Source organism: Rhodococcus sp. Q, from assembly GCF_005503035.1.
Lineage (GTDB): Bacteria > Actinomycetota > Actinomycetes > Mycobacteriales > Mycobacteriaceae > Rhodococcus_G.
On sequence record NZ_SCOY01000012.1, the window covers coordinates 29,195 to 47,074 of the forward strand.

Here is a 17,880-nt window from a genome sequence, read left to right on the forward strand (position 1 = left end):
ATGAGTTTCATCGAGACCGACGAGCAGAAGGAACTGCGGACCGCGGTCGCCAAGCTCGGCGAGCGCTACAACTACGTCGACTACGTGCTGCCCCGGTCGCGCCGTGGCGAGCCGCTGACCGAACTGTGGAACGAGGCGGGAAAGCTCGGCTTCCTGGGCGTCAACCTGCCGGAGGAGTACGGCGGCGGCGGAGCCGGTATCTACGAGCTCGCACTCGTGCAGGAGGAACTCGCGGCCAAGGGCGCCGGCCTGCTGCTCGTGGTCGTCTCACCCGCGATCTGCGGCACCATCATCGGCAAGTACGGCACCGACGAGCAGAAGCAGAAGTGGCTGCCCGCGCTGGCCGACGGCAGCAAGATCATGGCGTTCGGCATCACCGAGCCGGATGCCGGCTCGAACTCGCACCAGATCACCACGACCGCCCGCCGGGACGGCGAGGACTGGATCCTGCGCGGCAACAAGATCTTCATCTCCGGTGTCGACCAGGCCGACGCGGTGCTCATCGTCGCCCGAACCGAGGACCACAAGTCGGGCAAGCTCAAGCCCGCGCTGTTCATCGTTCCCACCGACACCGAGAACTTCGTGCGGACGCCGATGGACATGGACATCGTCGAGCCCGACCACCAGTACACCCTGTTCCTCGACGACGTGCGGCTGCCCGCCGACGCGCTGGTCGGGTCCGAGGACGCGGCGCTCATGCAGTTGTTCGCCGGGCTGAACCCGGAACGCATCCTCGGCGCGGCCATGGCGGTCGGCATGGGCCGCTACGCCATCGAGGCGGCCACGAAGTACGCGCGGGAGCGCACCGTCTGGAAGACGCCGATCGGCGCCCACCAGGGCATCGCGCATCCGTTGGCCCAGTGCAAGATCGAGCTGGAGCTGGCCAAGCTGATGATGCAGAAGGCCGCATCGCTGTACGACGCGGGCGACGACTTCGGTGCCGCCGAGGCCGCGAACATGGCCAAGTACGCCGCGGCCGAGGCAAGCATCAAGGCGCTCGACCAGGCGATCCAGACGCACGGCGGCGCAGGCCTCACCAAGGAGTACGGCCTCGCTGCCATGCTCGGGGCGGCCCGGATCGCCCGCGTCGCGCCGGTCAGCCGCGAGATGATCCTCAACTTCGTCTCCCAGCACTCCCTGCGGCTGCCGAGGTCGTACTGATGACCGATCGCGTCGTGCGGTACGAGGTCGCGGGTGGGTTCGCCACCGTGACCCTGGACTCGCCGCACAACCGCAACGCGATCTCGACGCGGCTCGTCTCGGAGCTGCGTCAGTCGCTCGCCGACGCGGCGGCGGACCCGGACGTCCGCGCGGTCGTGCTCACGCACACCGGCGGAACGTTCTGTGCCGGTGCCGATTTGTCGGAGGCGAGCGGAGCGGCCGAGGATCCGGCGACACTGGCGGCCCAGCGCACCACCGCCATGACGGATCTGCTGCGCGCGTTCCTGGAACTGCCGAAGCCGATCGTCGGGAAGATCGACGGGCACGTGCGAGCGGGTGGGATGGGTCTCGTCGGGGCCTGCGACCTGGTGGCGGCGGGCCCCGCGTCCACCTTCGCGTTGACGGAGTCGCGGCTCGGGTTGGCCGCGTCGATCATCTCGTTGACGGTGCTGCCGCGGATGTCGCCGCGGGCCGCAGGTCGCTACTTCCTCACCGGCGAGAAGTTCGGTCCCGCCGAGGCGGAAGCGATCGGCCTCGTCACGACGGCCTCGGACGACGCTGACGCGACGGTGTCGAAGTGGCTCGGCGAGCTGGCATCGGCCTCCCCGCAGGGGTTGGCGGAGTCGAAGCGACTGACGACGGTGCGAATGCTCGCCGACTTCGACCGGTACGGTTCCGACGTGGCCGCACAGTCGGCCAGACTGTTCGGCTCCGCGGAGGCGATCGAAGGGATGACGGCTTTTCTGCAGCGTCGGCCGCCGTCGTGGGCGCCGCCGCGCTGAGAACAGGGGTGAGCGATGCGTGAACCACAGCAGGACCGCAGCCGGGTGACCCGGCAGCGTCTGCTCGAGGCGACCATCGACTGTCTCGCGGAGAACGGGTGGGCGGCGACCACGGTCGGGGTCGTCGCCACCCGCGCGGGAGTGTCCCGCGGTGCGACACAGCACCACTTCCCGACCCGGGAAGACCTGATCACCGCTGCTCTCGAGTACATGTTCGACGCCAGGATGCAGAGCGCGCGAGAGGAAGCCGTCGAATTTCCGGTGGGGGAGGGACGGACTGTCGCGGTGGTCGAGCGTCTCGTCGAGTACTACACCGGAAACCTGTTCAAGGCGGCGCTGCAGGTGTGGACTGCGGCGGCATCCGATCCGGCGCTACGCGAGCGGGTGCTGCCGCTCGAGGACCGGTTCGGCCGCACCGCGCACCGGATGGCCATCGATCAGCTCGGTGTCGACGGCGCCGACCCGGGTGTCCGCGCCGCGGTTCAGGCGACGCTCGACCTGGCGCGCGGACTCGGCCTCGCCGACGTCCTGACCGACGATTCGGCGCGTCGCGCCGAGGTGGTCCGGATGTGGGCGTCGGCGCTCGACGCGCAGCTCGGCGCAGGGTTGGGCTGAGGTCCGGTGCAGGTGAGGCCGGTGAATTCAGGCGTTCCGCACTAGGCTGGCGCGTGCGACCCGGTGATCTATCCGGTGAGGCGGCACCAACCGGTGAGGCGGAGTACATGCACCAACTGACAGCAACCGATGCGACCCATGTTCTCTCGGAAGCAGGCTCGCACGTCTCCCGCATCATCGACGGCTACGTGTTCGATCCGGCGGGAGCCACCGTCGACCTCGAGTCGGTTCTGGAGTGGCTGGCACCTCGCATCGAGCACTCTCCGGTCTTCCGCAGCAGGATCCGTCGGGTCCCCGCTGATCTGGACTACCCGTACTGGGCTCCGGACGCCGACTTCGACCTCCGCAACCATGTGACGGTCGAGCCGGCACGTGCCCCCGGGTGGCCTGCCGTGCGCGATCGGATCGTGGAGATCTGCGGCACTCGCCTGGCGTCGGAGCGTCCGCCGTGGGAGGTACTCGTCGTCACGGATGTCAGCGGCGTCGACCGAGTCCCGGACGGTGCCTGCGTGGTGGTGCTGAAGATCCACCATGCCGTGGGCGACGGGATGGCAACCGTCGAGTTGGCTCGCGAACTCTTTGCGGCGCAGCCGCTTCCGGCGGGAGCTGGATATCGGGACGTGTCCTCCCGAGTCGCGTTCGGCCGTGCCGTTCTGCGGATCCCCGGCAACGCACTCCGCTTCGCCCGCGGTTCGCTCCGCGCCCAAGGGCTCACCAGGGCCGCGGCGCGGGCGGCGGCGAGCGGGGAAATCCAGACACCGCGTTTCCGGTGGCCGATGACACGGTTCAATCGGACGCACGGAGGTGGAATCACGTTCGACGTCGTGACCTTCGACCTCGCCGAGATCCGGGCGCTGCGGTCCCGGCATCCGGGTATCGCCGTCACCGACGTGATCGCCGCCGTTGTCGGGGACGCGATGTCGTCCTACCTCCGTGCGGACGGTGAGGTGCCACCAGGCTCGCTCGGCGGCAAGGTGTCCTACTCGCTGCGCGGCGCGGTCGACTCCGACTCCGGCAACAACTTCGTGGTTCTCTCCGTCGACCTGTACACCGACGTCGAGGATCCGGTCGAGCGACTGCGTGCGATCCACGACTCGATGGCGTCCGAGAAGCGCAGGTTCGCGCATCCCGCCGTCGCCGAGTTGTCCGGTGCGCTCGACGTCGCACCCGCGGTGTACGTGAACTGGCTGGTGTGGCGCCGGTCGCGCTTGCCGATCGGACGAGGGGAGACGGTGTCGCTGGGCAACACGATGCTCTCCAACGTCCCGCGCGGGGCCGAGAACATGCGGTTTCTCGGCGGTCGTGCGGTCGAGTCGTTCGGCATCCTCGGAGTCGGCGACGGGTCCCGCCTGAACCACTACGTCGTGTCGGTCGGGGACCGGCTGACGGTGACCTTCGCCGCCGACCCCGACGCGATGCCCGATCCGGAGCGGTACGCGGACGCACTGCGACGTGCGTACCGCACCGTGGTCGATGCGCACCTCGGAGAGGCCGAGGCGGCCCACCTCGGAGAGGTCGATCAAGCTTGAGTGAGGTGTGGGTGCTCACTTTGACCTTCTTGTCTGCGGGCGGGTATTGTTGTAGGTCGTGTCCGGACTTTCCGGGCCGATTTGTGTGCCTAGCTAGGTGAGCCATGCGCGCAGTCGCGTCGATTTCGATGCGGGTTGCGAGTGTCAGGCTGCCTGTGTGGGGGTATGCGACACGCCCGACCTCGGGGTCGAGGAACGGGTGAGGAGCAGCGTTTTCTTGCTCCAACTGCTAGATCCCTGAATACACACCGAGTCCGGTTCTCCCCGCGGGGAGAACGGGCGAAGAAGAAGAAAGCCGGTATATGCCAACCATCAATCAGTTGGTCCGCAAGGGACGGCACGACAAGCCGTCCAAGCAGAAGACCGCTGCACTGAAGGGCAGCCCGCAGCGTCGTGGCGTGTGCACCCGCGTGTACACCACCACCCCGAAGAAGCCGAACTCCGCGCTGCGTAAGGTCGCCCGTGTGCGCCTGACCAGCTCCGTCGAGGTCACCGCGTACATCCCCGGTGAAGGCCACAACCTGCAGGAGCACTCGATGGTGCTCGTCCGCGGCGGTCGTGTGAAGGACCTCCCGGGTGTTCGCTACAAGATCATCCGCGGCTCGCTCGACACCCAGGGTGTCAAGAACCGCAAGCAGGCGCGTAGCCGCTACGGCGCGAAGAAGGAGAAGGGCTGATGCCTCGTAAGGGTCCCGCTCCCAAGCGGCCGCTCGTCGCGGATCCGGTCTACGGTTCGCCGCTGGTCACCCAGCTCGTCAACAAGATCCTGCTGGACGGCAAGAAGTCCACGGCCGAGCGCATCGTCTACGGCGCGCTCGAGCAGGCTCGCGAGAAGACCGGCACCGATCCGGTCGTCACCCTCAAGCGCGCGCTGGACAACGTCAAGCCCGCCCTCGAGGTCCGCAGCCGTCGTGTCGGTGGCGCCACCTACCAGGTTCCGGTCGAGGTTCGCCCCGGCCGCTCCACCACCCTCGCGCTTCGCTGGCTGGTCACGTTCTCGCGTGCCCGTCGTGAGAAGACGATGGTCGAGCGTCTCGCCAACGAGCTCATGGATGCCAGCAATGGCCTCGGTGCAGCCGTGAAGCGTCGCGAGGACACTCACAAGATGGCTGAAGCCAACAAGGCGTTCGCGCACTACCGCTGGTGATTCGACGCCGGGCGGCACTCACACGGGTGCCGCCCGGGCGTCGTCACTGCAGTGTCGGGTCCGATCAGGGCCGGCTGCGAAACAACGAAGACGTGGTCCGGTAGGGCCGACACAAGCTACGAGCGGGGAAGAATCCTGTGGCACAGGAAGTGCTGACCGACCTGAACAAGGTCCGCAACATCGGCATCATGGCGCACATCGATGCCGGTAAGACCACCACCACCGAGCGCATCCTCTTCTACACCGGTGTGAACTACAAGATCGGTGAGACGCACGACGGTGCGTCGACGACGGACTGGATGGAGCAGGAGAAGGAGCGTGGTATCACCATCACCTCCGCTGCTGTGACCTGCTTCTGGAACAAGAACCAGATCAACATCATCGACACCCCCGGCCACGTCGACTTCACCGTCGAGGTCGAGCGCTCGCTGCGCGTCCTCGACGGCGCCGTCGCGGTGTTCGACGGCAAGGAAGGCGTCGAGCCGCAGTCGGAGCAGGTGTGGCGTCAGGCCGCCAAGTACGACGTTCCGCGCATCTGTTTCGTCAACAAGATGGACAAGATGGGCGCGGACTTCTACTTCACGGTCCAGACCATCATCGACCGTCTCGGTGCGAAGCCCCTCGTCCTCCAGCTGCCGATCGGCGCCGAGGACGACTTCGACGGCGTCGTCGACCTCGTCGAGATGCGCGCCATCACCTGGCGTGGCGTGGTGCCGACCGGTGCCGAGCCCACCTTCGAGGAGATCCCCGCGGATCTGGCCGACAAGGCCGCCGAGTACCGCGAGAAGCTGCTCGAGACCGTTGCCGAGTCCGACGAAGCTCTCATGGAGAAGTACTTCGGCGGCGAGGAGCTCACGGTCGAGGAGATCAAGGGCGCCATCCGCAAGTTGACGGTCAACTCCGAGCTGTACCCGGTGCTGTGTGGTTCCGCGTTCAAGAACAAGGGCGTTCAGCCCATGCTCGACGCGGTCATCGACTACCTGCCGAACCCGCTGGACATCGGTGAGGTGCACGGTCACGCGCTGAACAACGAGGAAGAAGACCTCACGCGCAAGCCGAGCAAGGACGAGCCGTTCTCGGCTCTCGCCTTCAAGATCGCGGCGCACCCGTTCTTCGGCAAGCTGACCTTCGTGCGTGTCTACTCCGGCCGGATCGATCCGGGCGCCCAGGTGCTCAACGCCACCAAGGGCAAGAAGGAGCGCATCGGCAAGCTCTTCCAGATGCACGCCAACAAGGAGAACCCGGTCGACGAGGCCGTCGCGGGCCACATCTACGCGATGATCGGTCTGAAGGACACCACGACCGGTGACACCCTGTGCGCGCAGGACGCCCCGATCGTTCTCGAGTCGATGAGCTTCCCGGACCCGGTCATCCAGGTCTCGATCGAGCCCAAGACCAAGTCCGACCAGGAGAAGCTGGGCACCGCGATCCAGAAGCTCGCCGAAGAGGACCCGACCTTCTCCGTCGAACTCGACGAGGAGACCGGCCAGACCGTCATCGGCGGCATGGGCGAGCTGCACCTCGACATCCTCGTCGACCGTATGCGTCGCGAGTTCAAGGTCGAGGCCAACGTCGGCAAGCCGCAGGTCGCGTACCGCGAGACCATCACCAAGACGGTCGAGAAGCACGAGTTCACCCACAAGAAGCAGACCGGTGGTTCCGGTCAGTTCGCGAAGGTGATCATCGCGCTCGAGCCGTACATCGGTGAGGACGGCGAGTCCTACGCGTTCGAGAACAAGGTCTCCGGTGGCCGCGTTCCGCGTGAGTACATCCCCTCCGTGGACCACGGTGCTCAGGACGCCATGCAGTACGGCGTGCTCGCCGGCTACCCGCTGGTGAACCTGAAGCTGACCCTGCTCGACGGCGCGTACCACGACGTCGACTCCTCGGAAATGGCCTTCAAGGTCGCTGGCTCGCAGGCGCTCAAGGAAGCTGCCCGCAAGGCCGGCCCGGTCATTCTCGAGCCCCTCATGGCCGTCGAGGTCACCACGCCCGAGGATTACATGGGCGACGTGATCGGCGACCTCAACTCCCGCCGTGGCCAGATTCAGGCCATGGAGGAACGCAGTGGTGCCCGTGTCGTGAAGGCGCTGGTTCCGCTCTCGGAGATGTTCGGCTACATCGGCGACCTGCGGTCGAAGACCCAGGGTCGCGCGAACTTCTCCATGGTGTTTGATTCCTACGCAGAGGTTCCCGCGAACGTCTCGAAGGAAATCATCGCCAAGGCGACCGGCGAGTAACACCAGCTGGGAGCACGACCGCTGGCGAGTTTTCACCAGCTGAGCACGACCAAGTAAAACAACCGCACTGCTGCATTTACGCAAGCAACACAACAGGAGGCCATCAAGTGGCGAAGGCGAAGTTCGAGCGGACGAAGCCGCACGTCAACATCGGGACCATCGGTCACGTTGACCACGGCAAGACGACGCTGACCGCGGCCATCACCAAGGTCCTGCACGACAAGTACCCGGATCTGAACGAGGCCTCGGCCTTCGACCAGATCGACAAGGCGCCTGAGGAGAAGGCTCGTGGTATCACGATCAACATCTCCCACGTCGAGTACCAGACCGACAAGCGCCACTACGCGCACGTCGACGCGCCGGGCCACGCCGACTACATCAAGAACATGATCACCGGTGCCGCTCAGATGGACGGCGCGATTCTCGTTGTCGCCGCCACCGACGGCCCGATGCCCCAGACGCGTGAGCACGTCCTGCTCGCTCGCCAGGTCGGCGTGCCCTACATCCTCGTCGCCCTGAACAAGGCCGACATGGTCGACGACGAGGAAATCCTCGAGCTCGTCGAGATGGAGGTCCGCGAGCTGCTGGCTTCGCAGGACTTCGACGAGGACGCTCCGGTTGTCCCCGTTTCCGCACTGAAGGCGCTCGAGGGCGACGAGAAGTGGGGCCAGTCGGTCCTCGACCTCATGCAGGCCGTCGACGACTCCATCCCGGACCCGGTCCGTGAGACCGACAAGCCGTTCCTCATGCCCGTCGAGGACGTCTTCACGATCACCGGTCGTGGCACCGTCGTCACCGGTCGTATCGAGCGCGGCATCGTGAACGTGAACGAAGAGGTCGAGATCGTCGGCATCCGCCCGACCTCGACCAAGACCACGGTCACGGGCATCGAGATGTTCCGCAAGCTGCTCGACTCCGGCCAGGCTGGCGACAACGTCGGTCTGCTGGTTCGTGGCATCAAGCGCGAAGATGTCGAGCGCGGCCAGGTCGTCGTCAAGCCGGGTACGACCACCCCGCACACCGAGTTCGAGGGCCAGGCGTACATCCTGTCGAAGGACGAGGGCGGCCGCCACACCCCGTTCTTCAACAACTACCGCCCGCAGTTCTACTTCCGTACCACGGACGTTACGGGCGTCGTGACCCTCCCCGAGGGCACCGAGATGGTCATGCCCGGTGACAACACCGAGATGTCCGTCGTGCTGATCCAGCCGGTCGCCATGGACGAGGGCCTGCGGTTCGCGATCCGTGAGGGTGGCCGCACCGTCGGCGCCGGTCGCGTCACCAAGATCATCAAGTGATTTCCTGATCACTGACTGATCAAGCTGGACAACGGAAACGGCGTCCATCCCTTCGGGGGTGGGCGCCGTTTCCGCGTTCCATGATGTCCTCCACGAGGCGAGACCCGATCCGGCACAGGAGTCGTGAGCCCGACGCCGATCAGGTCGGGCGTGGATCGAGGCGCACGACGTCGTCGACGTCGGTGACCGGCGTGCCGCCGAGGATCGTCATGCCGGCTCCGAGTTGGCGGAGGCGTCGGCCCCGGTGGTCAGTCGTGCGGAAATGCCCGCGCGCCTTCTCGGAGAGGCCGCGGTCCGGCCGGCCGACTAGTCCGCCGGAGCGAGGTGCAGCAGGACCTGCGTGGCGACGGGCGCGCCGGGAAGGGCGGCCGCCATCGCCCGCGCGAACGCCTCGGCGCTGCGCGTGAAGGTTGCGACGTCGATGCTCGGATCGGCGACGACGGTCACCCGCAGGGTCGCAAGTCCCCGGTCGTCGACGGCGGACTGACGAACCGTGCGTACCCCGTCGAGGGTCGACAGCTCCCCGGCCAAGCCTGCGGCGAGGGGGCCGAGATCCACGGACAGCGACGTGTCCGAACCCTCGTCGGCCCAGTGCGGTCCCGACGGCAGCACCGGCATCGTCTCGGGACGTCCACGTCGCACGTTCACCAGCAACAGTGCGAGACCGGCGACGAACGCGACGATGGCCGTCACGCCGAGCGCGGTCGGCCACCACGACTGGTCCGGAAACTCCGACAACGTGGTGCGATCGAGACGCCGGACGAACGCGCGAACCGACTCGACCCCGACGAACCACGTCAGCGTGAGACCGGCTGCGCCGATGAGCACCAGTCCCGCGGTGAGCGCGACCAGGCGGTCCAGGATGGACGTTCGCCGTTTCACTGCTTGACCTTCCCGACCCGGACACGGAGTTCCCGCGGTGACGAGACCGCGGCGAGTGCGGGTTCGACGGTGTCACGTACCTGCTGTTCCAGGGCGTCCGACGCCACCTCGCCGTTCGGTGTCACGTGCACCGTTGCGCGCCTGCGATCCACAGTGGTGTGCACGGCGGAAACGCCGCCGACGGTGCCTGCGCGGGAACTGCACATGCGTGCGACGTCGGTCGGGCGCATCCACACGACGGCGCTGCCGTCGTCGCCGACCGGAACGTGGGTCCGGGTACGTGGCATCACGGACAGGCAGATCAGGATCAGGCCCACCGCCGTGGCACCCAGCGCTGCAGCCACCATCCACGTCTGCCCGTGCAGGTCCGCGATCCACCGGACCGAGTTCCGAACCCACGCCGCAGGTGAGATGGCGCCCTTCTCGATGAGGAATTCACGGCCCGCGACCACCGCGACACCGATCAACAGTGCAGCGGCGGCCACCGCGACGACCGCCGATCCCGGACGCGCCAGCGGGGGCCGAGCCCGCACAGGAACGATCTCCGGATCGCACTCCGCAGCGAGTTGGCGGGCGTCCATGTCGGTGGTGCCCTCCGGACGGGGGACCGCGGCGGCGACAACGACGTGCAGGTGTTCGAGGGCCATGCCCGTGAGGGTCTCGACGCGATCGGCGACCGCGGCGTGCACCTCACGGGAGAGGACGGCGACAGGGCACGGCCAGGTCACGGCGAGGTAGAGGGTGACGGCGACGGAGTCCGGTCCCGTCGTCACGTCCGCGCGCGGCAGGTCGCGCGCGGACAGGGCGAGCAGGCTACCCGTGTGGCGGACGACACCGGGAACCGAAAGGGCTGCTGCAACAGCGATTTTCGATACCGCGCGATCCTTGACGACGAGCTGTCCACGCGCGCCGCGTTCGAGGTCGACGTCGCTGTGCGGCGTCTCGGAGATCGTCTCCCCGGACGTGGGATCCCCGGTGACGGCGATCGGATCAGCCACGGCCCCTGCTTCGCAACAGTGCCCCGAGATCGAAGTGCCCGTCGCGGTGCGCGCCGATCGCCATGCCTGCGCCGCCGAGCATCACGGCGAACACGAATCCGGCGAATCCGCCGAGAATCCCGGCCAGCGCGAGCAACAACCCGGCCAGCAGTCCGACGACCGTGCTGTTCATCGCGATGTCCCTTCCAAGGTGTCGGCCGGTGCCGCGGCGGTGCTGTCGGCGACGTCCTCCACGGTCACCGTGACCGGGCCCGCGATCAGCGGGGACACTGCGCGGTGGACCGCGTCCGCGACGTCGACGACGTTGTTCGGGTACGCGACCACGATGTGAACGGCGCACCCGGGATCGGTGAGCCGGACGCCGAGGACGCGGCGACCGGGAAGGTAGGTGGCGACCTCGCCGAACTCGCCGCCGTGCAGTCCGGCGACACCGGGCACCGCGAGCACTCGCGCCGCGATCAGGTCGGCGTCGGTGTCGGCACTGCCGGCGTGGCTGCTCACTGCACCCTCGGGCGCGGATCCGGTTCGTTCGACTGCTGGGCGTCGTCGAAGAGGACGACGTCGAAGATGGTGATGTCGACCTCGGTGACCTCGAGGCCGGTCATCCGTTCCACGGCGGCGATGACGTTGCGGCGGATACCGGCCGCGAGTTCGTGGAGGGCGACGCCGTACTCGGCGACGATCCCGATGTCGATCGCGGCCTGCTTCTCACCGACCTCGACGGCGACTCCCTGCCCGTGATTGACGCGGGCGCCGGGGATGCGGTCGCGGAGCGCGCCGACGACCCGCGCGGTGCCGCCTCCGACGTCGAAGACGCCGCTGATCTCGCGGGTGGCGATTCCGGCGATCTTCGCGACGACGGCGTCGGCGATGATCGTGCGGCCCTGGGACCCGACCAGTTCGGTCGAGGCCGCGGACGCGAACTGCACGGTCCCGTGGCCGGGTCGTTGCGCGGGGGTGTCGCCGGGGTCGGGTGCTGTGGTCACCCCTCAACCCTAGTGAGTGCGGAGGGGCAGCGGAGGTTGTGAGTCGGATCACCTACGGTGGAGCGCGCAACGGAGTCGGACGAAGGACGGGTATGGCGCAGACACACGTGGACGACGCGTCCCCGTCGGATGAGGACGGCCGCGCCGGAACGACCCGGCGCGGGCGCGTCGTGGTCGCGGCGTTCGGGGTTGTCTGTCTGCTGCTCGCGGGGGTGTGTGGGGTGTTGCTGTGGCAGTACCGGCAGGCGTCGGCGCTGGAGTCGCAGCAGCGTGACGCGCTCGCCGCGGCCCGCGACACCGCGATGAACCTCGCGACCGTCGATCACGCGACGGCCGAGAGCGACGTCCGCCGCGTCCTGGCCGGAGCCACCGGCGAGTTCCACGACGACTTCGCGTCGAGTGCCGAGTCGTTCGTGTCGGTCGTCCAGGACACCGAGGTCACCACCGTCGGCCAGGAGGCGGACGCTGCGATCGAGTCGTGGGACGGTGACAGCGGTGTCGTCCTCGTTCAGGTTCGATCCACCGTCACCAATCGCGTGGAACCCGAGGAGAAGTCGAGGGTGTGGCGGTTGCGGCTGACGATGGACGAGGTGGACGGCGTGTATCGCACGGCAGCGCTGGAGTACGTCGCATGAGGGGCTCTCGACTGATGGCGTGGTGTCTCGGTGTGCTTGCGGTGCTGCTGGCGTCGGGTGCCGCGGTGCTGTCCGTGACGGTGGACGATGCGCAGGCGCGGGTGAGCGCACAGACACGCGACGACGTCGCGCAGGCGGCGGCGGAGACGTCAGCGGCGCTGCTGACCTACACCCCGGACACCGTCGCGGCGGATCAGTACGCCGCCGGGGAACGGCTGACGGGCGACTTCCGGGCCCGGTACGGACAGTTCACCGACACGGTCGTCGTTCCAACTTCGCGGACGAATCGGGTCACCTCGACCGCCACCGTCACGGCGACAGGAGTGTCGAGCGTCGACGGCGACGATGCCGAGGCGTTGGTGTTCCTGACGCAGGTGACCAGCACTGATGCTGCTCCCGATCCGGTGACCACGAAGGTCGGTGCGCGCGTCGATCTGACCCGGATCGACGGCCGGTGGCTCGTCTCGGACTTCGAACCGTCATGATGTGGCACTACTGAAACGCGTGTCAGTTTGGTATGAACTTTCCACACGATCGAGCACGGTCGTGTACGAGGTGTGAAGGGGAAAACGCGCGATGGGTGTCGGACGGATTGTGATCGTCGGGGCAGGGCTTGGCGGCCTGCGGACCACTGAGGAACTGCGCAGGGCCGGTCACGACGGCGAGATCGTCCTCGTCGGGGACGAATCGCACCTGCCGTACGACCGGCCGCCGCTGTCGAAGGACGTCGTCCGCGGTGAAACCGACGACGTGACGCTCAAGCCCGCCGACCACTACGACGACCTGCGGGTCGACCTGCGACTCGGTTCGGCCGCAGCAGCGCTCGACTCCGCGGCGCGCACGGTCACCCTCGCCGACGGCACCACCCTCGACTACGACCACCTGGTCATCGCGACGGGACTCACCCCGCGGCGCATCCCCGGCCTCGCCGACCTGGCCGGCGTTCACGTGCTGCGAACCCTCGAGGACGCGCACGCCCTCCGCGGCGACCTGGTCGCAGGCCGGACCGCACTCGTCGTCGGAGCAGGGTTCATCGGCTGCGAGGTGGCCGCCAGTGCCCGCGCCCGCGGACTCGACGTCGTCCTCGTCGAACCGCAGCCCACGCCGCTCGCATCCGTGCTCGGCGAGCAGGTCGGCGCCCTCGTCGCCCGCCTGCACACCGGCGAGGGTGTCGACGTGCGCAGCGGGATCGGACTCGACTCGCTGGTCGGAGACGACCGGGTCACCGGAGCCGTACTCAGTGACGGCTCCCAGATCACCGCAGACCTCGTGGTGATCGGCATCGGCTCGCACCCCGTCACCGGATGGCTCGACGACTCCGGGATCGCCCTCGCGGACCGTGCCGCAGGCGGTGGCGTCCTCGCGGACGCCACCGGACGCACCAGCGACCCCAACGTGTGGGTCGTCGGCGATGTCGCGTCCTGGCAGCAGCCGGAGGGCGAGCATCGACGGGTCGAGCACTGGAGCAACGTCGGAGAGCAGGCCAAGATCGCCGCACACGCCCTCGTGACCGGGGCCGCACCCGACGCCCCCGCTCAGGTGCCGTACTTCTGGAGCGATCAGTACGACGTCAAGATCCAGGCACTCGGCGAACCGTCCGGCACCGACACCGTCCACATCGTCCGTGACGACGGACGCAAGTTCCTCGCCTACTACGAGCGCGACGGCAACCTCGTCGCCGTCGTCGGCGGCGGACTCGCGGGCCCGGTGATGAAGATGCGTGCCAAGGTGTCGGGCCGCGTCCCCATCGGCGACGTACTCGACCCCGCGGGTGTCTGATTCACGGCACCGCCGTGGTCGTCTGATTCACGGCACCGCCGTGGTCGTCTGATTCACGGCACCGCCGTGGTCGTCTGATTCACGGCACCGCCGTGGTCGTCTGATTCACGGCACCGCCGTGGTCGTCTGAATCACGGCACCGCGGTGGCGTCACTGCGGCTACCGTGAATTCATGGTGCACGGTCGGCGTGCGCTTCCGGAACCGACGGACCTGACCGCGGCGCACTGGACCAGTGGTGCGTCGGGGCGACTGCTGGTGCAACGGTGCCCGAGGTGCGGTCGCTGGTCGTTTCCCCCGGTTCCGAGTTGCAGGCACTGCTGGTTCGACCGCCTCGAGTTCGAACCGGTCAGCGGCAAGGGTGTGTTGGCGTCCTGGACCGGCATCCCGGGCGCTCGCCCCCGCGCTCGCCTCGTCGGGATCGTCGACCTCCTCGAGGAAGTGCGGCTCCTGCTCGGGTTGGTCGAATGCGATCCGGACGACCTCCGGGTCGGAGCACCGGTCCGGTTGGTGTTCGAGCAGGTCGACGACCGGATCTGGTTGCCGCTGGCCGAACTCGAGGAGTCCGACCTGTTCGAAGCCCGGATCGAGGCGGTGTCGTGAGCGGCGCCGGCGGGGTCGTCGTGTCCGGCGTCGGCCGCGCGGCGCCCGGCGACGCCCTCGCATCCACGGGTGCAGCGGTGCGTGCCGCACTCTCCGACGCCGGAACCTCGGTCTCCGACATCGACGGTCTGCTCGCCTGCGGGGTCGACGCCTACGCGGTCTCCGATCTGTTCGGATTCGAATTGTGTTGGCGGACGGAGATTTCGGATCACGGTGCCCTGGGTGCGGCCGCAGTGCAGGCGGTCGACGCGGTCGTGTCCGGACGGCTGCGGGCGATCGTGTGCGTCGAGACGATGCCGCCGCCCGATCCACGATCCGGCGCCGATCGCTTCGGCCGCGCCGAGGCCGTCACAGGGTGGGCGAGCTGGCACGCACCGTACGGCGCGGACGACGAGACGGTCGACGTCGCGCTGGACGCCCGCGCGTACATCGAGCGTTTCGGGCTGACCCGCCCTGATCTGGCCCGGATCGCGATCGTCGCATCCGCGAACGCGGGCCGGGGACTGAGCCTGCGGGACTACCTGTCGGCACCGATGCTCGCCGACCCTCTCTGCGTGCACGACCGCGCGCGACCCGTCGGCGGATCGGCGGCGGTGGTGCTCGAACCCGTAGGCCGCGTGGAGCGGCGGTCGGGGAGCCGACCCGTCGGCGTCGGTGGTGTCGGTGCCGCCTACGCGGTCAGTCCGCTCGCGGAGCGGGATTCCGAGCGCGCCGCCGACCGTGCCGGATCATCTCTGCGCGAGGACCTGCACGGTGCCGTGCCCGGCATCCTCCTGATCGGCGACGAGTACTCGTTCCGGGTGGTGACCTGGCTGGAGGCGCTGGGCCTCTGTGACCCGGGGTGTGCGGGCGGCGTTCTGGCGACGGCGGGCACCATCTCGCGCGGCGGCACGTTTCCGGTCAATCCGCACGGCGGCCACCTCGGTCTGGGCAGGCGTCCGGACCTCGATCTGGTTGTCGAAGCCGTCGCTCGGATGCGCGGGAACGAGGGTGGCTCCGAGTCCGGTGGTCCGCCGTCGACGGCGGTGGTCGCGCTCGGTGGATCGGGGTCGGCGGGGTGCCTGTTCCTTCGTCGCACCAGCTGAGCCGCGAATGCTGCCGAGCGCGCGGTCGCGGGCTGCGGATACTCTCGACTGTCGAGGTGAATTCGGTGGAGAGGACAGTGGTGAAGGATTCGGCGGTGAAGGACTCGTCGGACCGGGTGTGGCTTCTCGCGGCGGTCACCGGGCGGATCCGATGACGGTTGCGCTGATCGACTCGGGTCTCGGGTTGCTGCCGACGTCGGCGTGGCTGCGTCGACTGCGTCCGGAGCTGGATCTGCTGCTGTCGATGGATCCGGACGGCGCCCCATGGGGTCCTAAGCCGGCGCAGTGGGTCGTCGACCGGGTGGTGGCAGCCGCGGATCGGGCCGTCGGGCTCGGCGCCGAGGTGGTCGTACTGCCCTGCAACACGGCCAGTGTGACGGCGCTGGACCACGTGCGCACACATCTGGGGGACTCGATCCCGGTGATCGGGACGGTGCCCGCGATCAAGCCTGCCGCGGCGGTGTCCCGGTCGGTGGCCATCTGGGCGACGGCCGCGACGACGGCGAGTGCCTATCAGGCGGATCTGATCGCCCGGTTCGGCAACGGTAGCGACGTCGTCGGCGTCGCCTGTCACGGGCTTGCCGACGCCATCGACCTCGGGGACACCGACCGGATCGCGGCGGCGGTGGACGCGGCCGTGGCGAGCACGCCGGACTCCTGTGATGCGGTGGTCCTCGGCTGCACGCACTATCCGCTGGTCGCGGATCTGATCACCGAGCGACTGCCCGCCGGCGTGACGCTCTTCGACAGTGCGCGCGCGGTCGCGGCTCAGACCCTTCGTCGGATCGACGCCCTCGGACGGGACGTCGGCGGCGGCGGGACGGTGTCGGTGCTGGTCAGTGGTCGGCCGGGGGCTCTGCCCGCCAGTGCCGGTGTCTACGCCGACGGTCGTGAACTGGTTGTACCGGTGCGGGGCGTCGAGGATTCGCCGATGCGGCGCGTCGAGGACTCACGGATGCGGGGCGTCGAGGATTCACGGATGCGATAGCGCGCCCATTCCTGCGGTCACGACCCGCGCGACCGATCGCAGGTACTCCACCCGCTCCTCGCGTCCACGGAATCGGTCGAGGTGGGTGGCGGTGAACATCGCGGCGACCCAGGCGCTCGCGCAGGAGTCGAGGACGCGTGCCGGTGCGGTCAGCGGGGCACTGGCCCGCAGCACCTCCACGGTCAGTGCCTGCAGATGTGCGCGCAGGGCCCGCAGTTGCTCGCGTGCGGCGGGATGGGTGCCCGCTTCCCTCCAGAGGATCTCGCGGACGGTGGGGCTGTCGTCGCGGCCGAGTGCCGCGTCGAGGTTGACGAGGGCGTCGACCGGCGCGCCCGTCACCGCGACACCAGTGACGTCGATGGCGGGTTGGGTGGACAACCGTTCGGTGAGGAGTGCGGTGAGAATCGACTCCTTCGTGGGGAAGTAGTAGAAGACGAGGCCTTTGGGGACGTCTGCGCGTGCGGCGATCGCGGCGGTGGGCGTCGCGTCGAATCCCCGGGTGGCGATGAGTTGTTCGGCGGCGTCGAGGATCCTCGTCCGGGTGTCGCTGCCTGGCTGCGATCGACCTCTCCGGGTGCCGGGCACGTCGAACACCTCCTCCTTCGCCGGGGCGGGCGCGATCCGTCCCGGCGCGTTGGCGGGATCAGTGGTGGACGTGCTCAGTGATGCGGTGCGAGTCCTCCGCCGTGGCCGATGTGCATGCGGGAACCCTCGGGCATCGCGGCCAGTGCGGTCAGCACGGTCGCGGCGCCGCCGACCCAGGACGTCCATGCGGCGCCCGCCATGTCGGCGTAGCCGGTGACCCAGGGTGCGACGAAGAGCAGGACGCCGAGGACACCCATCGCCCCGACGACCATCTCGGAGGTGGGCGCCATCATGTTGGCGACGCCCGCAGCGGCGACGAGGACGCCCAGGACGATCATCGACCACTGGGCGGCGCTGTTGGTGTCGACCCAGAGTGGGGAGAGCGCCACGACTGCGCCGATCACCACGGCGACCCAGTCCTGCCACCTGTTGACGGATGCGTTCATTTCCAGCCTCCTTCGCCGGATTTGCCGCATATGTCGGTATTGCGGCACACCTTCAGGTATAGCCCTGATCGACCGTCCGATCAAGGTGTTCGTGCAGGTGAGTGGGTATGTGGCAGGGTCGGG

Annotated in this window: 21 protein-coding genes; 14 read left to right on the forward strand and 7 right to left on the reverse strand. The window is 68.3% G+C overall.

Features of this window, described 5'->3' with window-relative positions:
• From FFS72_RS13835 to tuf, 8 genes are all read left to right on the forward strand, one after another.
• Positions 1-1,161 carry an acyl-CoA dehydrogenase family protein gene (locus FFS72_RS13835; protein WP_137874470.1) on the forward strand — a complete coding sequence of 387 codons (1,161 nt, stop codon included), beginning with the start codon at positions 1-3 and terminating at the stop codon, positions 1,159-1,161.
• Entirely contained in the window at positions 1,161-1,943 is a 783-nt protein-coding gene (locus tag FFS72_RS13840; RefSeq protein WP_137874471.1) for an enoyl-CoA hydratase family protein, read from the forward strand. The genes FFS72_RS13835 and FFS72_RS13840 overlap by 1 nt, the downstream gene beginning before the upstream one ends.
• Positions 1,944-1,958: 15 nt before the next feature.
• The gene (locus tag FFS72_RS13845; RefSeq protein WP_137874472.1) at positions 1,959-2,558 is read left to right on the forward strand and encodes a TetR/AcrR family transcriptional regulator; all 600 of its coding nucleotides are present in this window, start codon (positions 1,959-1,961) and stop codon (positions 2,556-2,558) included.
• Between the two features lie 107 nt (positions 2,559-2,665).
• Complete coding sequence (locus FFS72_RS13850) at positions 2,666-4,087, forward strand: wax ester/triacylglycerol synthase domain-containing protein (protein WP_137874473.1); 1,422 nt, start codon at positions 2,666-2,668, stop codon at positions 4,085-4,087.
• A 302-nt stretch (positions 4,088-4,389) separates the two neighbouring features.
• Positions 4,390-4,764 (forward strand): 30S ribosomal protein S12, encoded by a 375-nt coding sequence (gene rpsL, locus FFS72_RS13855; protein ID WP_007531705.1) that lies wholly within the window; start codon positions 4,390-4,392, stop codon positions 4,762-4,764.
• Positions 4,764-5,234, forward strand: a complete 471-nt coding sequence (gene rpsG / locus FFS72_RS13860) for a 30S ribosomal protein S7 (RefSeq protein WP_050065722.1) — start codon at positions 4,764-4,766, stop codon at positions 5,232-5,234. The genes rpsL and rpsG overlap by 1 nt, the downstream gene beginning before the upstream one ends.
• Before the next feature lie 137 nt (positions 5,235-5,371).
• On the forward strand, positions 5,372-7,474 hold the full coding sequence (gene fusA / locus FFS72_RS13865; RefSeq protein WP_137874474.1) for an elongation factor G: 2,103 nt from the start codon (positions 5,372-5,374) through the stop codon (positions 7,472-7,474).
• A 107-nt stretch (positions 7,475-7,581) separates the two neighbouring features.
• Entirely contained in the window at positions 7,582-8,772 is a 1,191-nt protein-coding gene (tuf, locus tag FFS72_RS13870) for an elongation factor Tu (RefSeq protein WP_050065724.1), read from the forward strand.
• 306 nt (positions 8,773-9,078) lie between these two features.
• Here tuf and FFS72_RS13875 read toward each other — a convergent pair whose 3' ends face one another.
• Genes FFS72_RS13875 through FFS72_RS13895 form a run of 5 tightly spaced genes read right to left on the reverse strand, consistent with a single transcriptional unit; the run spans position 9,079 to position 11,638 of the window.
• Complete coding sequence (locus FFS72_RS13875) at positions 9,079-9,654, reverse strand: hypothetical protein (RefSeq protein ID WP_137874475.1); 576 nt, start codon at positions 9,652-9,654, stop codon at positions 9,079-9,081.
• The gene (locus FFS72_RS13880) at positions 9,651-10,652 is read right to left on the reverse strand and encodes a DUF6286 domain-containing Asp23/Gls24 family envelope stress response protein (protein WP_249353299.1); all 1,002 of its coding nucleotides are present in this window, start codon (positions 10,650-10,652) and stop codon (positions 9,651-9,653) included. The genes FFS72_RS13875 and FFS72_RS13880 overlap by 4 nt, the downstream gene beginning before the upstream one ends.
• The gene (locus FFS72_RS13885; protein ID WP_050065726.1) at positions 10,645-10,824 is read right to left on the reverse strand and encodes a hypothetical protein; all 180 of its coding nucleotides are present in this window, start codon (positions 10,822-10,824) and stop codon (positions 10,645-10,647) included. The genes FFS72_RS13880 and FFS72_RS13885 overlap by 8 nt, the downstream gene beginning before the upstream one ends.
• Complete coding sequence (locus FFS72_RS13890; RefSeq protein ID WP_137874476.1) at positions 10,821-11,153, reverse strand: hypothetical protein; 333 nt, start codon at positions 11,151-11,153, stop codon at positions 10,821-10,823. The genes FFS72_RS13885 and FFS72_RS13890 overlap by 4 nt, the downstream gene beginning before the upstream one ends.
• Entirely contained in the window at positions 11,150-11,638 is a 489-nt protein-coding gene (locus tag FFS72_RS13895; RefSeq protein WP_502704118.1) for an Asp23/Gls24 family envelope stress response protein, read from the reverse strand. The genes FFS72_RS13890 and FFS72_RS13895 overlap by 4 nt, the downstream gene beginning before the upstream one ends.
• A 92-nt stretch (positions 11,639-11,730) precedes the next feature.
• Here FFS72_RS13895 and FFS72_RS13900 point away from each other — a divergent pair, with 92 nt between their 5' ends.
• The 6 genes from FFS72_RS13900 to FFS72_RS13925 all read left to right on the forward strand — a co-directional run bounded on the left by FFS72_RS13900 (position 11,731) and on the right by FFS72_RS13925 (position 16,726).
• A complete protein-coding gene (locus FFS72_RS13900; protein ID WP_137874477.1) occupies positions 11,731-12,273 on the forward strand; it encodes an Rv1363c family protein in 543 nt (180 codons plus the stop codon).
• On the forward strand, positions 12,270-12,758 hold the full coding sequence (locus tag FFS72_RS13905) for a twin-arginine translocation pathway signal (RefSeq protein ID WP_137874478.1): 489 nt from the start codon (positions 12,270-12,272) through the stop codon (positions 12,756-12,758). Before FFS72_RS13900 ends, FFS72_RS13905 begins: the two co-directional genes overlap by 4 nt.
• 91 nt (positions 12,759-12,849) lie before the next feature.
• Complete coding sequence (locus tag FFS72_RS13910; protein ID WP_137874479.1) at positions 12,850-14,052, forward strand: NAD(P)/FAD-dependent oxidoreductase; 1,203 nt, start codon at positions 12,850-12,852, stop codon at positions 14,050-14,052.
• 172 nt (positions 14,053-14,224) lie between these two features.
• The gene (locus FFS72_RS13915) at positions 14,225-14,653 is read left to right on the forward strand and encodes a Zn-ribbon domain-containing OB-fold protein (protein ID WP_137874480.1); all 429 of its coding nucleotides are present in this window, start codon (positions 14,225-14,227) and stop codon (positions 14,651-14,653) included.
• Positions 14,650-15,738: a thiolase C-terminal domain-containing protein gene (locus FFS72_RS13920; protein ID WP_137874481.1), complete on the forward strand. Its 1,089-nt coding sequence runs from the start codon at positions 14,650-14,652 to the stop codon at positions 15,736-15,738. The genes FFS72_RS13915 and FFS72_RS13920 overlap by 4 nt, the downstream gene beginning before the upstream one ends.
• 151 nt (positions 15,739-15,889) lie before the next feature.
• A complete protein-coding gene (locus FFS72_RS13925; RefSeq protein WP_249353300.1) occupies positions 15,890-16,726 on the forward strand; it encodes a glutamate racemase in 837 nt (278 codons plus the stop codon).
• Here the strand turns inward: FFS72_RS13925 and FFS72_RS13930 are convergent.
• Together FFS72_RS13930 and FFS72_RS13935 are read right to left on the reverse strand one after the other, a co-directional pair.
• Positions 16,712-17,320: a TetR/AcrR family transcriptional regulator gene (locus FFS72_RS13930; protein WP_249353302.1), complete on the reverse strand. Its 609-nt coding sequence runs from the start codon at positions 17,318-17,320 to the stop codon at positions 16,712-16,714. The two genes, FFS72_RS13925 and FFS72_RS13930, sit on opposite strands and share 15 nt — an antisense overlap.
• A 65-nt stretch (positions 17,321-17,385) precedes the next feature.
• Positions 17,386-17,757, reverse strand: coding sequence for an SPW repeat domain-containing protein (locus tag FFS72_RS13935; protein ID WP_137874483.1), 372 nt, complete (start codon positions 17,755-17,757; stop codon positions 17,386-17,388).
• Between the last annotated feature and the right edge of the window lie 123 nt (positions 17,758-17,880).

Bases quoted from the DNA above. Each gene is read 5' to 3' on its own strand.
- FFS72_RS13835 (WP_137874470.1), top strand. From the start codon at position 1: ATGAGTTTCATCGAGACCGACGAGCAGAAGGAACTGCGGACCGCGGTC.
- FFS72_RS13840 (WP_137874471.1), top strand. From the start codon at position 1,161: ATGACCGATCGCGTCGTGCGGTACGAGGTCGCGGGTGGGTTCGCCACC.
- FFS72_RS13845 (WP_137874472.1), top strand. From the start codon at position 1,959: ATGCGTGAACCACAGCAGGACCGCAGCCGGGTGACCCGGCAGCGTCTG.
- FFS72_RS13850 (WP_137874473.1), top strand. From the start codon at position 2,666: ATGCACCAACTGACAGCAACCGATGCGACCCATGTTCTCTCGGAAGCA.
- rpsL (WP_007531705.1), top strand. From the start codon at position 4,390: ATGCCAACCATCAATCAGTTGGTCCGCAAGGGACGGCACGACAAGCCG.
- rpsG (WP_050065722.1), top strand. From the start codon at position 4,764: ATGCCTCGTAAGGGTCCCGCTCCCAAGCGGCCGCTCGTCGCGGATCCG.
- FFS72_RS13885 (WP_050065726.1), bottom strand. From the start codon at position 10,824: ATGAACAGCACGGTCGTCGGACTGCTGGCCGGGTTGTTGCTCGCGCTG.
- FFS72_RS13900 (WP_137874477.1), top strand. From the start codon at position 11,731: ATGGCGCAGACACACGTGGACGACGCGTCCCCGTCGGATGAGGACGGC.
- FFS72_RS13905 (WP_137874478.1), top strand. From the start codon at position 12,270: ATGAGGGGCTCTCGACTGATGGCGTGGTGTCTCGGTGTGCTTGCGGTG.
- FFS72_RS13910 (WP_137874479.1), top strand. From the start codon at position 12,850: ATGGGTGTCGGACGGATTGTGATCGTCGGGGCAGGGCTTGGCGGCCTG.
- FFS72_RS13915 (WP_137874480.1), top strand. From the start codon at position 14,225: ATGGTGCACGGTCGGCGTGCGCTTCCGGAACCGACGGACCTGACCGCG.
- FFS72_RS13925 (WP_249353300.1), top strand. From the start codon at position 15,890: ATGACGGTTGCGCTGATCGACTCGGGTCTCGGGTTGCTGCCGACGTCG.
- FFS72_RS13935 (WP_137874483.1), bottom strand. From the start codon at position 17,757: ATGAACGCATCCGTCAACAGGTGGCAGGACTGGGTCGCCGTGGTGATC.